The 12,437-nt window shown below is 66.3% G+C and carries 12 protein-coding genes; 6 read left to right on the forward strand and 6 right to left on the reverse strand.

Annotated features, from left to right (window positions below; all coding sequences use genetic code 11):
* Window positions 1-14: 14 nt before the first annotated feature.
* The gene (locus ASG07_RS14390) at window positions 15-407 is read left to right on the forward strand and encodes a response regulator (protein ID WP_055848252.1); all 393 of its coding nucleotides are present in this window, start codon (window positions 15-17) and stop codon (window positions 405-407) included.
* Between the two features lie 38 nt (window positions 408-445).
* Here the strand turns inward: ASG07_RS14390 and ASG07_RS14395 are convergent, their stop codons facing one another.
* Genes ASG07_RS14395 through ASG07_RS14400 form a run of 3 tightly spaced genes read right to left on the reverse strand, consistent with a single transcriptional unit; the run spans window position 446 to window position 2,017 of the window.
* Window positions 446-1,390: an aldo/keto reductase gene (locus ASG07_RS14395; RefSeq protein WP_055848255.1), complete on the reverse strand. Its 945-nt coding sequence runs from the start codon at window positions 1,388-1,390 to the stop codon at window positions 446-448.
* Window positions 1,387-1,563: a hypothetical protein gene (locus tag ASG07_RS17535; protein WP_168377358.1), complete on the reverse strand. Its 177-nt coding sequence runs from the start codon at window positions 1,561-1,563 to the stop codon at window positions 1,387-1,389. Before ASG07_RS17535 ends, ASG07_RS14395 begins: the two co-directional genes overlap by 4 nt.
* A 7-nt stretch (window positions 1,564-1,570) precedes the next feature.
* The gene (locus ASG07_RS14400; protein ID WP_236694698.1) at window positions 1,571-2,017 is read right to left on the reverse strand and encodes a hypothetical protein; all 447 of its coding nucleotides are present in this window, start codon (window positions 2,015-2,017) and stop codon (window positions 1,571-1,573) included.
* Between the two features lie 29 nt (window positions 2,018-2,046).
* Between ASG07_RS14400 and ASG07_RS14405 the strand changes: the two genes are divergently transcribed.
* The 4 genes from ASG07_RS14405 to metH all read left to right on the forward strand — a co-directional run bounded on the left by ASG07_RS14405 (window position 2,047) and on the right by metH (window position 7,754).
* A complete protein-coding gene (locus ASG07_RS14405) occupies window positions 2,047-2,988 on the forward strand; it encodes an ArsR/SmtB family transcription factor (RefSeq protein ID WP_055848258.1) in 942 nt (313 codons plus the stop codon).
* Window positions 2,985-3,926: a methylenetetrahydrofolate reductase [NAD(P)H] gene (gene metF, locus ASG07_RS14410; protein ID WP_055848261.1), complete on the forward strand. Its 942-nt coding sequence runs from the start codon at window positions 2,985-2,987 to the stop codon at window positions 3,924-3,926. The genes ASG07_RS14405 and metF overlap by 4 nt, the downstream gene beginning before the upstream one ends.
* The gene (locus ASG07_RS14415; RefSeq protein ID WP_055848266.1) at window positions 3,923-4,969 is read left to right on the forward strand and encodes a homocysteine S-methyltransferase family protein; all 1,047 of its coding nucleotides are present in this window, start codon (window positions 3,923-3,925) and stop codon (window positions 4,967-4,969) included. The genes metF and ASG07_RS14415 overlap by 4 nt, the downstream gene beginning before the upstream one ends.
* A 112-nt stretch (window positions 4,970-5,081) precedes the next feature.
* The gene (gene metH, locus ASG07_RS14420) at window positions 5,082-7,754 is read left to right on the forward strand and encodes a methionine synthase (RefSeq protein ID WP_055848272.1); all 2,673 of its coding nucleotides are present in this window, start codon (window positions 5,082-5,084) and stop codon (window positions 7,752-7,754) included.
* A 177-nt stretch (window positions 7,755-7,931) separates the two neighbouring features.
* Here metH and ASG07_RS14425 read toward each other — a convergent pair whose 3' ends face one another.
* Both ASG07_RS14425 and ASG07_RS14430 read right to left on the reverse strand, forming a co-directional pair.
* The gene (locus tag ASG07_RS14425) at window positions 7,932-8,186 is read right to left on the reverse strand and encodes a hypothetical protein (RefSeq protein WP_055848275.1); all 255 of its coding nucleotides are present in this window, start codon (window positions 8,184-8,186) and stop codon (window positions 7,932-7,934) included.
* Between the two features lie 149 nt (window positions 8,187-8,335).
* Window positions 8,336-9,544, reverse strand: a complete 1,209-nt coding sequence (locus ASG07_RS14430) for a cation:proton antiporter (protein ID WP_055848277.1) — start codon at window positions 9,542-9,544, stop codon at window positions 8,336-8,338.
* A gap of 199 nt (window positions 9,545-9,743) precedes the next feature.
* On the opposite strand from ASG07_RS14430, the gene ASG07_RS14435 reads away from it, so the two are divergent.
* Window positions 9,744-10,670 (forward strand): right-handed parallel beta-helix repeat-containing protein, encoded by a 927-nt coding sequence (locus ASG07_RS14435; protein ID WP_055848813.1) that lies wholly within the window; start codon window positions 9,744-9,746, stop codon window positions 10,668-10,670.
* A gap of 52 nt (window positions 10,671-10,722) precedes the next feature.
* Here the strand turns inward: ASG07_RS14435 and ASG07_RS14440 are convergent, their stop codons facing one another.
* Complete coding sequence (locus tag ASG07_RS14440) at window positions 10,723-12,366, reverse strand: alkaline phosphatase family protein (RefSeq protein ID WP_055848280.1); 1,644 nt, start codon at window positions 12,364-12,366, stop codon at window positions 10,723-10,725.
* Between the last annotated feature and the right edge of the window lie 71 nt (window positions 12,367-12,437).

The following is a 12,437-nucleotide window of genomic DNA, read 5'->3' on the forward strand; positions in this document are numbered from 1 at the left end:
GGGTCGGCGGCATCATGAACGTCCTCTTCATCGAGGACGACCGGATGAACCGGCGCGTCGTTCGCGACATGCTCGATGTCGCCGGCGCGACGATGGCCGAAGCCGAGGATGCCGAGCAGGGTCTGGCGATGATCGACGATCGGGTGTGGGACATAGTGCTGATCGACCTGCGGATGCCGGGGATGGATGGCGTTACGGCGATCGAACATATCCGCGCACGCGGCGACGACCGCGGTCGTGTCCCGATCATCGTCGTCACGGCGGATGCGGCCCTCGATCTGCGCGAACGGTGTCTGGCGGCGGGTGCGGACGACGTGATCTTCAAACCGGTCGCGATGGACCAGTTGTTCGAGGCGATGGGCCGGGTGCTGGCCAAAGGTGCTGAGGGCGGCGGCCTGATCGCCTGACACGCGTCAGCCGGCTGATGTGGCCGTCGAAGTGGACGTCAGGCGCCAGCCTCGATCAGCCGCGCGAGTTGATCCTCGTTCAACTCCAGCGTCATCGCGGCCAGCAGGTCGGGCAACTGTTCGGGTTTCGATGCGCTGGCGATCGGCGCGGTGACGCCGTCCTGCGCGATCAACCAAGCAAGCGCGATGGTGGCGAGCGACGCGCCCGTTTCGTTCGCAATCGCATCCATCACCGTCAATACGGGTTCGCCGGCGGCAAGGCGTTCACCCATTCGGGCACCGCGAACGCTCTGCCCGAAATCCCCGGGCTTGCGATACTTCCCGGTCAGAAATCCCGCAGCGAGTCCGTAATAGGGCAGCACGCCGATATTCTCGGTGACGCAATAATCCTGCAGTTCGCCTTCGAACTTGTGGCGGCTGACCAGATTATATTCGGGCTGCAGTACGTGATAGCGGGGCAAGCCGGCGGCGGTGGCAGCATCGTTCGCAGATTTCAGGCGCATCGCGGAAAAATTGGACGCACCGAGAACACGGATTTTGCCAGCATCGATCAGGCGCGAAAACGCCTTCAGAACCGATTCCTGCGGTGTGGTTTCGTCATCCTGATGCGCATAGTAGAGATCGATCCGATCGGTGCCGAGCCGCCGGAGCGACGCGTCGCACGCCGCCGCGATGTTGGGGGGGGCGAGCTTTTCACCCCTGACCGGCAGCATCCCCACCTTGGTCGCGATCTGCACCGCGTCCCGCTTGCCGGACTGCTTCAGCCATTCGCCGATCACGGTTTCGGACTCGCCGCCCGAATGGCCATCGACCCATGCCGAATAGACGTCGGCGGTGTCGATCATCGTGCCGCCGCCCGCGACAAACGCATCCAGTACGGCAAAACTCGTGGCGCGGTCCGCAGTCCAGCCGAACACGTTGCCACCAAGCACGAGCGGTGCGATTTTCAGGTCGGTCGAGCCGAGGCGGCGGAGTTGGGTCATGGCACGTCCTGATCGTTCGTCATCGCGTTCGGGTCGACGCTGTTGGCATCGAGCATCTCCGCGGCTTCGTTCAACTGGCGCGCCTCGTCGGCGGTGACGGTGCCCGGCTGGTCCTCGCCGCCCGAACAGGCGACAAGAAGCAGGGCGACGGCGATCGAGCCGACGAGGCGCATCCTGATATTAATCCTTCAGCTTCGCGCCGGCTTTCTGAAGCGCGCTGCCGGTGGCGTCTGCGGCACGATCCGCGCCGTTGCTGATCGCGGCGCCGGTGCGATCCAGGCCGTTCTCGATGCTGTTGCCCGCACGGTCCGCACCGCGTTCGATGTTGGCGCCGGCATTATCGAGGTTCGCTTCGGCCGAGCCGAGCGCACGATCGGTCGCTGCATCGACATCGCCGACGGCATTGCTGGTGGTGGCTGCGGTGTCGGCGGCGACGGCGTTGGCGGCCTCGGACGTCTCGTTCTGGGCGTTCTGGCTGCAGGCTGCGAGCGCGATGGCCGCCAGCGTCGGCACGATAAGCTTCTTCATCAGGGTTCCTCCCATTTCATTGACGCAGGTTACAGGCGTCGAGAGGTCGGAACGCGAGCGAAAGCATTCGGGTCCACGATCATGGCCGATTGACCCCATATAAAGATATCTTTATATCTTGATGCGACATGGTGAACCCGCTCGACATCTTCAGCGCGCTCGGCGACGCGACGCGGCTGCGCATCATGGCGTTGCTGCGCCAGATGGAGCTGTCGGTCGGCGAATTGGCACAGGTGCTCGGGCAGAGCCAGCCGCGTGTGTCGCGGCACGTGAAGATATTGTGCGATGCCGGGCTTGCGGAACGCCGCAAGGAGGGGAGCTGGGTCTTCGTCGTGCTGGGCCGCGGCGACATCGTCGGTCCGGTCGCGGCGGCGCTCGATGCGTGGGGGCAGCCCGACAGTGGCACCGATGCGGCGCGGCTGGCGGCCGTGCGGGCGGATCGCGCAGCGGCGGCGGCATCCTGGTTCCAAAGCCATGCGCGCGAGTGGGATGCGATCCGGTCGCTGCATGTCGCGGAAGAACAGGTCGAGGCTGCGATGCAGACCGCGTTGGGCGAGGGCGATGTCGGCACGCTGATCGACATCGGCACCGGCACGGGCCGGATGCTGGAGCTGTTCGCGGGTCGTGCCGTCCATGCGCTGGGCATCGATCGCAGTTCGGAGATGCTGCGACTGGCACGCGCAAAGCTGGCCGGCGTCGCCAATGCGGAACTGCGACAGGCCGATCTTTACGCGTTGCCGGTAGATGATGGCGCGGTGGATGTCGCGATCCTGCATCATGTGCTGCATTTCGCGCAGCAGCCGGGTGCGGCGATCACGGAAGCGGCGCGGGCGCTGGGTCCGGGTGGTCGCCTGCTGATCGCGGATTTCGCGAGCCATGATCGCGAGGAGTTGCGGACGCGCGACGCGCATGTCCGCCTGGGTTTTTCGGATGCCCAGATCGAGGGCTGGTTCGAGGCGGCGGGACTGACGCCGGCACGGACCGACATGCTCGACGGTGGGGAACTGACGGTGAAACTGTGGCTCGGTCGCAAGGCGGGCGTGCATCTGCGTGAGGTGAAGGCGGCATGACGATTTCGGTCAATCAGCTGGCGGAGGCGCGGTGCGCGCTGGAATCGCCGCTTTACGCGGATGTCGGCGGCGATCTCGACGTGTCGTTCGAATTCTTCCCGCCGAAGAACGAGAAGATGGAGGAGCAGCTCTGGGAATCGGTGCGGACGCTGGAGCCGCTCGGTCCGCGCTTCGTATCGGTCACCTACGGCGCGGGCGGTACGACGCGCGAGCGGACGCATGCGACGGTGGCGCGCATCCAGCGCGAGACGTCGCTGGCGGCGGCGGCCCATCTGACCTGCGTCGAGGCGACGCGCGAGGAGATCGATCAGGTCGCGGAGGAATATTGGGCGGCGGGCGTGCGCCACATCGTCGCGCTGCGCGGCGACTCGCCTACAGCGGGGACGAAGTTCGCCAGCCATCCGGGCGGATACGAGAATGCGGCGGCGCTGGTCGCCGGGCTGCGCAAGCTGCACCCGTTCGAGATCTCGGTCGCGGCCTATCCGGAGAACCACCCGGATTCGGCGGATGCCGCGGCGGACCTCGACAATCTGAAGCGCAAGCTGGACGCGGGCGCGAACCGTGCGATCACCCAGTTCTTCTTCGAGCCGGAGACGTTCTTCCGCTACCGCGACGCCGTCGCCGCGGCGGGCATATCGGCGGAGATCGTGCCGGGGATCATGCCGGTGTCGAACTTCGCCAGCGTTCAGCGGATGAGCGCGATGTGCGGCACCGACGTGCCGGCGTGGATGGGGCGGCTGTTCGAGGGACTCGACGTTCATCCGGCGGCGCGGCAGCTGGTCGCGGCGACGGTCGCGGCGGAGCTGTCGCGGCGGCTGTATGCGGGGGGATGCAAGCAGTTGCATTTCTACACGCTCAACCGCGCGGAACTGGCGTTCGCGATCTGCCATCTGCTGGGCGTGCGGGCGAAGGCCGCGGTGCAGGAGGTGGCGGCGTGAGCATCCGTCAGGCGTTCCTCGCCGAGGCGGCGAAGCGTGTCCTCATCACCGACGGCGCGTTCGGGACGGAGATACAGAACTGGAAGCTGTCGGAGGCGGATTATGCCGGCACGCTGGGGCTGAGCCACGACCAGAAGGGCAATAACGACATTCTGGCGATCACGAAGCCGGAGGTGCCGGAGACGATCACGCGCGAATATCTGGATGCGGGGTCGGACATCGTGTCGACCAACACGTTCAGCGCGAACATCATCTCGCAGGCGGATTACGGTGCCGAGCATCTGGTCCGCGACATCAACATCGAAAGCGCGAAGATCGCGCGGCGGCTGGTGGATCAATATGCCGCGCGCGACGGACGTCCACGCTTCGTGGCGGGTGCGATCGGGCCGACCAACAAGACGCTGTCGCTGTCGCCGGACGTCAACGATCCCGGCTATCGCGAGATCGATTTCGACTATCTGAAGCAGGTCTACCGCGAGCAGACCGACGCGCTGCTGGAAGGCGGCGTCGACTTCATCCTGATCGAGACGGTGTTCGATACGCTGAACGCCAAGGCGGGGATCATGGCCGCGATCGAGGCGGGCGAAGCGCTGGGCCGTGACGTACCGATCATGCTGTCGATGACGCTGACCGACCTGTCGGGGCGCAACCTGTCCGGGCACACGGTCGAGGCGTTCTGGCACGCGGTGCGCCACGCCAAGCCGGTGACGATCGGGCTGAACTGCTCGTTCGGGGCGGAGCAGTTGCGCCCGCACGTGAAGACGCTGTCGGAGATTTGCGACACGCTCATCATGATCTACCCGAATGCGGGCTTGCCCAACGAACTGGGCGCGTATGACGAGGCGCCGGCGACGACGGCGGGGCTGGTCGGCGAATGGGCGGTGGCGGGGCAGGTCAACGTGCTGGGCGGATGCTGCGGCTCGACGCCGGCGCATATCAAGGCGATGGCCGACAAGGTCCGCGGGCTGAAGCCGCGCGTGCCGGGTGCGCCGCCGGTGCGGACGAAGCTGGCGGGGCTGGAGCCGTTCACGATGGCGGCTTGAAGACGTCCTCCCCGGCACGGGGAGGCGGGAGGGGACACCCTCTCGATCGAGTGAAACCCCTCCGGCGCATCGCGCCACCTCTTCCTCGCAGGGGAGGATAGAAGAAGAAACAATGACCAACTCCGCCACCCAGTTCGTCAATATCGGCGAGCGCACCAACGTCACCGGTTCGGCTCGCTTCAAGAAGCTCATCATGGCGGGCGACTATCCGGCTGCGGTCGAGGTCGCGTTGCAGCAGGTGGAGTCGGGCGCGCAGGTCCTCGACGTCAATATGGACGAGGGGCTGCTAGACGCCGAATACGCGATGACGACGTTCCTGAAGCTGATCGCGGCGGAACCGGACATCGCGCGCATCCCGTTCATGGTCGATTCGTCCAAGTGGAGCGTGATCGAGGCGGGGCTGAAATGCGTGTCCGGCAAGCCGATCGTCAATTCGATCAGCATGAAGGAGGGCGAGGAGCCGTTCCTGGCCCAGGCGAAGAAGTGCATGGCGTACGGCGCGGCGGTCGTCGTGATGGCGTTCGACGAGGTTGGTCAGGCCGACACGCAGGCGCGCAAGGTCGAGATCTGCGAGCGTGCCTACAAGCTGCTGATGACGATCGGCTTTCCGCCGGAGGACATCATCTTCGACCCTAACGTGTTCGCGGTGGCGACGGGGATCGAGGAGCATAACAATTATGCGGTCGATTTCATCGAGGCGTGCCGCGAGATCAAGGCACGGTGTCCGCACTGCCACATCTCGGGCGGGCTCTCGAACCTCAGCTTCTCGTTCCGCGGCAATGAGCCGGTGCGGCGCGCGATGCACAGCGTGTTCCTGTACTATGCGATCCCCGCAGGCATGGACATGGGCATCGTCAATGCCGGCCAGTTGGACGTGTACGACACGATCGATCCCGAGCTGCGTCAGGCGTGCGAGGATGTCGTGCTCAACCGCGATCCGGAGGCGGGCGACCGGCTGGTCGCGCTGGCGGAGAAGTATCGCGGTACCGACGCGGCGGCAGAAAAGCAGGCGGCGGAGTGGCGCAGCCTGCCCGTCACGAAGCGGCTGGAATATGCGTTGGTCAAGGGCATCGACGCGCACGTCGTAGACGATACCGAGGAATGCCGCCAGCAATTCGCGCGGCCGATCGAGGTCATCGAAGGCCCGTTGATGGACGGGATGAACGTCGTCGGCGACCTGTTCGGATCGGGCAAGATGTTCCTGCCGCAGGTCGTGAAATCCGCGCGCGTGATGAAGAAGGCGGTCGCGCACCTGTTGCCCTTCATCGAGGCGGCGAAGGAACCCGGCGCGAAGGGCAAGGGCAAGATCGTGATGGCGACCGTCAAGGGCGACGTTCACGATATCGGCAAGAACATCGTCGGCGTGGTGCTTCAGTGCAACGGCTTCGACGTGGTCGATCTGGGCGTGATGGTGCCGTGGACGAAGATTCTGGAGGCGGCGAACGAGAACGACGCCGACATGATCGGGCTGTCGGGTCTGATTACCCCGTCGCTGGACGAGATGGTGACGGTCGCCGAGGAGATGAAGCGCGCGGGCATGACGATGCCACTGCTGATCGGCGGCGCGACGACGTCGAAGGTGCATACCGCGCTGCGCATCTCGCCGGCTTATGACGGGCCGATCGTCCATGTGCTCGACGCATCGCGCGCGGTGGGCGTGGCGACGACGCTGGTCAGCGATACGCAGCGCGATGCCTATGTGCTCGGGATCGCCGACGAATATGAGAAGGTGCGGATCGCGCGGGCGAACAAGGGGCAGAACGACCTGCTGCCGCTCGCCGAGGCGCGGGCGCGGGGCTTGAAGGTCGACATGGCGTTAAAGGCCCCGCCCGCGGCGCAGCCGGGTGTGCATTGCTTCGACGACTGGGATCTCGCCGATCTGCGTGGGTATATCGACTGGACGCCGTTCTTTCGCGCGTGGGAGCTGGCAGGAAATTTCCCCGCAATCCTGACCGACGAAGTCGTCGGCGAGAGCGCGACCGGGCTGTACGAGGACGCGCAGGCGATGCTCGACCGGATCATCGCCGAGAAATGGCTGACCGCGCGCGGGGTGGCCGGGCTGTGGGCGTGCCATCGGCATGACGACGACGTGTGGGTGTACACGCAGCACAGCGAGTCGCATCGCAGCCCGGATGGCGCGAGCATTCCCGAAGGCTTCCACATCCCCAACCTCGACCGGACGCAGGAGGCGACGGTGCGGCTGCCGTTCCTGCGCCAGCAGATCGCCAAGCGCGAGGGGCGGGCGAACATGTGCCTCGCCGATTTCATCGATCCGGCGGGTGACTGGATGGGCGGCTTCGCCGTCGGCATCCACGGGATCGAGCCGCATCTGGCGCGCTACAAGGCGGACCATGACGATTACAACGACATCCTGCTGAAGGCGCTGGCAGATCGTCTGGCGGAGGCCTTCGCGGAGCGGCTGCATGCGTATGTCCGTACCGATCTGTGGGGCTATGCGCCGGGCGAGCAGCTGACCAACGATGCTTTGGTCCGCGAGCAATATCGCGGCATCCGGCCGGCGCCGGGCTATCCGGCGTGCCCCGAGCATTCGCTGAAGCGGACGCTGTTCGATATGCTGGATGCCGAGGCGAACACCGGGCTGGAGCTGACCGAGAGTTTCGCGATGTTGCCAACCGCAGCGGTGAGCGGCTTCTATTTCGGACATGCGGAGGCCGAGTATTTCGGCGTGGCGCGGATCGGGCAGGATCAGGTTGCCGATTATGCCGTGCGGCGTGGCGTCGACGCCCGCCAGGCGGAACGCTGGCTGCGCCCGAACCTGGACTAGGAAAAAATCCCCGCCCCCCAGGAGGGGTTGGGGGGGACCTCTCCGCGAGCTTGATGCCCGCGGCCAGACCCCGTCCCAACCTCCCCGGTGGGAAGGGAGAAGGTTATGGCGAGAGCGTGACCTCTCCCGCCAAGCTGGAATTGTGAAAGCGCGGTGCGGCGCGATGCGATGCGGGCGTTACTTCGCCTTCACCGTCACGCCGTGCGCGGCCCATGCCTCCACTGTCTGGCACAGCGTCGCGGGCAGCGACTTGTCCTTGGCGACGATCGGGCTGGTCGAGCGGGGCATGCACAGCTTCGCCGCGGGATTGGCGATGACGCTGGCGGGGACGATGACGACCGGCGTCTTTGCGGCGGCGATGGCCGGCATCGACAGGCCGAGGACGAGAGCGGCGGTGGTGGCGATCGATGCGACGGGGCGGCGAGCGAACATGGTGACATTCCCTGTGATGTTGGTGCCGCCCGTTCCGGCGACACAAACACCACTGCATTAGTCGTGCCACTCACCTCGTACGAGGCGCATCAACGACTTATCGGAAAGTGCGTCGGTGTGGATTCCGTCAAGATGGCGAATATCGCCGATCACTGGCGGCGCTTCAGCAATTCCGGAAAGCGCTTCAGCCGCGGCGCGACGATGGGTGTGGTCAGCATCGTGCTGGCGAGCGCCATCAGCAGCAGCGCCGTGAACGTCTCGTTGGTGACGATGCGCTTGTCGAGGAGGATGTTGACGAAGATAATCATGATGAGCGCCTTGGTCTGCAGCAGCCAGCCGATCGTCATCGCATCGCCCTTCTTCCAGCCGAGGATGCGCCCCGCCAGCCCGACGCCGAGCAGCTTGCCACCGACCGATGCGACCAGCAGCAGCGCCGCCGCCGCGAACACGGTCGCACCTCCGACGCCCCACTCTGTCCGCAGACCGGTCGACAGGAAGAACACCGGCATGACGGTCAGCAGGATGATGTGGCGGAACCGGTCCATCGCCTCGCGATCGAACCATTCGGCGTCCAGCACCGCTCCCGCCAGGAACGCGCCGACCATGAAGTGCAGGCCCGCCCAGTCGGCGGCGAAGCCCGCCGCGGCGAGCCAGATCAGACTGACATACCACCGGTCCGCCTCCGGAATGCGCGGCAGGAGTTTGCGGACGGCGTAGGTGGCGAGCGCGAAGCCGACGAGGAAGCTGCCCTGACGCCCGACACGCTCCCAATCGAGCAGGATCAGCGCCAGCACGCCCCAGATCGCGATATCGTCCAGACTGGCATAGCGGAGTGTCCGCTGGCCCAGAGGGGTGCGCAGGATGCCCAGCTTTTCCATCAAGAGCACGAGGATCGGCAGCGCGGTGACCGCGCACGCCATGCCGATCCCGACCACCACCTGCCACGTCGCACCCTCCGGTCCGCGCCAGCCGTCGGTGCGCAGCAGCAGCACCGCCGCGATGCTGCCGGTGAGCAGCGGTACGCCGAGCGCGAGGCTGGCGGTGACGCCGGTCTCGGTCCGCCGTCGCCAAGCCTCCGCCAGATCGAGCTCGATGCCCGCGATCCACACGAACATCATCACCGCCCACCATGCGATGCCGTTCAGCGCGGTGATCGTGCCGGGCGTGAAGACGAAGGCGTAGTAATCGGGAAATGCCGCGCCCAGCACGCCCGGCCCCAGCAGGATTCCGCCGATGATCTGTACCACCACCAGCGGTGCCCAGTAATCGGTGCGCAGCAATCTCCAGACCAGATACGGCACGGTCAGGATGATGAGCATCGCGAGGAGGAAGACCTCCGTCGGCGTCATGGCGTGCATTGCTGTTCCCCTCAGCAGCGATAGTCCCGCGTGCGGTGCGTTCGTTAGCCAAGACATGGGTCAGGACGCAATGCGTCCCCGATTGGGACGGACGGGGGCGGCGGTAACGGCTCGCCGGATGGATCGTGGTCGTTAACCGCGTTTGTGGCTGGCCGATGCGGTCGGCTCCGCGCAGGGCCGGGATGAAAGGACTTTCCTCATGCGTCCCATCCTGTCCCTTGTCTTGATGCTGGCGGCTCCCGCGGCGGCGCAGGGGAATGCGCCGTTCACGATTGCGGAGACTGGGCAGGGCTTCGCGAGGCTGCAACAGGCTGTCGACCAGATTCGCGACGGTGCCGGGACGATCGTCGTAGCGCCCGGCCGCTATCGGGATTGTGCGATCCAGGCGGGCGGCGTCATCACCTTCCGCGCGGCGACGCCAGGAACCGCAGTGTTCGAGGGCGGCGCGTGCGAGGGCAAGGCGACGCTCGTGCTGCGCGGCCGCGGCTCGCGCGTGGAGGGGCTGGTGTTCCGCGGCATCCGCGTGGCGGACGGCAACGGTGCAGGCATCCGGACGGAGATCGGCGACCTGACGGTCCGCGATTCGATGTTCCTCGACAGTCAGGAGGGAATCCTCGGCGGCCACCCGAGCGGACAGAGCATCACGATCGATCACTCGACCTTCGCCGGCCTCGGTCAATGCGAGGAGACGCCGAGCTGCTCGCATGCGATCTATCTGGCCAACCAAGGCCGCGTGACGATCACCAACTCGCGGTTCGAACGCGGGACGGGCGGCCATTACGTCAAGCTGCGCGTGCCCACCGTGACGATTGCCGGCAACAGCTTCGACGATACAGCGGGGCGCAAGACCAACTATATGATCGACCTGTCCGAAGGCGCGACGGGCGTGATTGCGGGCAACACCTTCGTGCAGGGTCGCAACAAGGAGAACTGGTCCGGGCTGATCGTCGTCTCCGCGGAGGCGAAGACCTATCCGTCGAACGGATTACGCGTGGAAAATAACGACGCACGTCTGTCGCCGGGCGAAACGCGCAGCCCGGCGTTCGTGGCCAATGCGAGCGGGCAGAAGCTGGCGGTCGGCGCTAATCGGCTTGGGCCGGGATTGCGCGCCTACGAGACGCGCTGACGATCCGGTTCGCATCGGGAGAGAGGATATTCCTCCCCTTGCAGGGGAGGGTTTATCTGGCGCACGTATCCGCCGGACCGGGATCGAGATCGAGGCAGCGCCCGTCCTGTCCGCCGACTTTCAGCCCGATCGTCGCGGCAAGGGTCGGCATGATGTCGACCGTTTCGACCGACAGCGGCTGTTCGAAGCCCGTCATCCCCTTGCGCCAGAACAGGATCGGCACGCGTCGGTCGTAATCCCACGGACTGCCGTGCGTTTCGACATAGCCGGGCCCCGGCACCTCGATCGTCGTGACGCGGGGTTTCAGGAACACGAGCAGATCGCCGGACCGCTGCGCATCATAGGAGGCGCGAGCCTTTTGCGGGAGCGTCCACGTCTCCGGCGCACCGCCCGGCATCGGCGTCGCCGCGATCTCCTTCGCGTCATAGGCGCCCGCGACCTGCGGCATGGCGCGATAGCGGCGCAGCGCCTCCGCCAGCACGCGCGGACGTTCGCGCGCGGGCAGGTCGGACGACAGATACACGTCGCCCTCGCTGCCGAGCAGGACCGGCCCCGCCAGCGTCAGGTCGCGACCGATCGCCGCGCCCAGCGCCTTGGCCTGCACCTGCGGGTCGATATGCGCCTCCATCGGCATTGCGCGCTGTTGCTGCCGCTCGGTCATGTCGTGAGCGCCGTGATCGGCGGTCAGCATCACCTCGTAATCGACGCCGGTCGCGTCGAGCACGGCAAAGAATCCGGCCAGCGCCTGATCGAGCTGATCCATCTGGATGCACATCTCGGTGCCCTGCGTGCCGCGCGAATGGCCGATATAGTCGGTCGCGGACAGGCCGACGGCGATGATGTCGGCGGCAGGCCCCGCACCCAGCTTCATGTCCTGCACCAGCCCGGCGGCCATCGCCAGCACCGCCGCGTCGGAGGCGGGGGAGGCGCGGAACCCCTTCGCGTCGCCCGCCGCGCGTTCGAACCGGCCCTGCCCCAGCGTCTGATCGCCGACCGTGATCGGCTGGTCGAGCGGCTTGCACCAGCCGGGCAGCGGCAGCGCCGCCTGCGGCTGCGCGAGCAACGCCGCGACCGCGTCACGGGTGCGCTGCACGACCGGCGGCACGGCGCGACCGGCATAGGAGACATAGGTCTTGCCGTCCCACCACCAGAGTTCGTCGACCTTGTGGCCGCCCATCATCACGGCCGCACGGTCCTTGCCCGCGATCGACACCACGCGGCTGCGCGGGTCTGCCGCCTTCATACGTTCGCCCAGCGTCGGGACCTTCAGGTGGATGTCGGAGACGGTGTAGCTGTTATGATCGGACCCAGCGACGCTCTCGTCCTCCGAGCAATACACGGTCTTGTCGGGACGGCCGACGCGCTGGTCGATCCAGTTGTTGGCGATGATACCCGTGTTGGCGGGGCGATAGCCGGTCAGGATCGTCGAATGCCCGGGGCAGGTTTCGGTCGCGGCGTGGCTCTGATACCCGGACGGGAAGACGCCGCCGGTCAGCAGCCGGGCAAGGCCGCCGGTATAATGGTTGCGATACTGCGCGAACAGGTCGGCGGAAAACTGGTCGACGGAGATCGCGACGATCAGCTTCGGTGGCGTCGCGGGAAAAGGGGCGGGGGCGGGAGTCGCGGTCTGGGCTGTGGCGGGTGCGGACAGCAACAGCAGGGCGGCACACAGGGCGGCGGGCAGGGGCGCTTTCATCGGTCGGGAACGTCCTTGGTACGGGGCGACGTAAACTGTAGGGCGCTATGGATCGCCTGTTTCGGCGAGGC

This window comes from Sphingomonas sp. Leaf343 (genome assembly GCF_001423765.1).
Taxonomy (GTDB): Bacteria; Pseudomonadota; Alphaproteobacteria; order Sphingomonadales; family Sphingomonadaceae; genus Sphingomonas.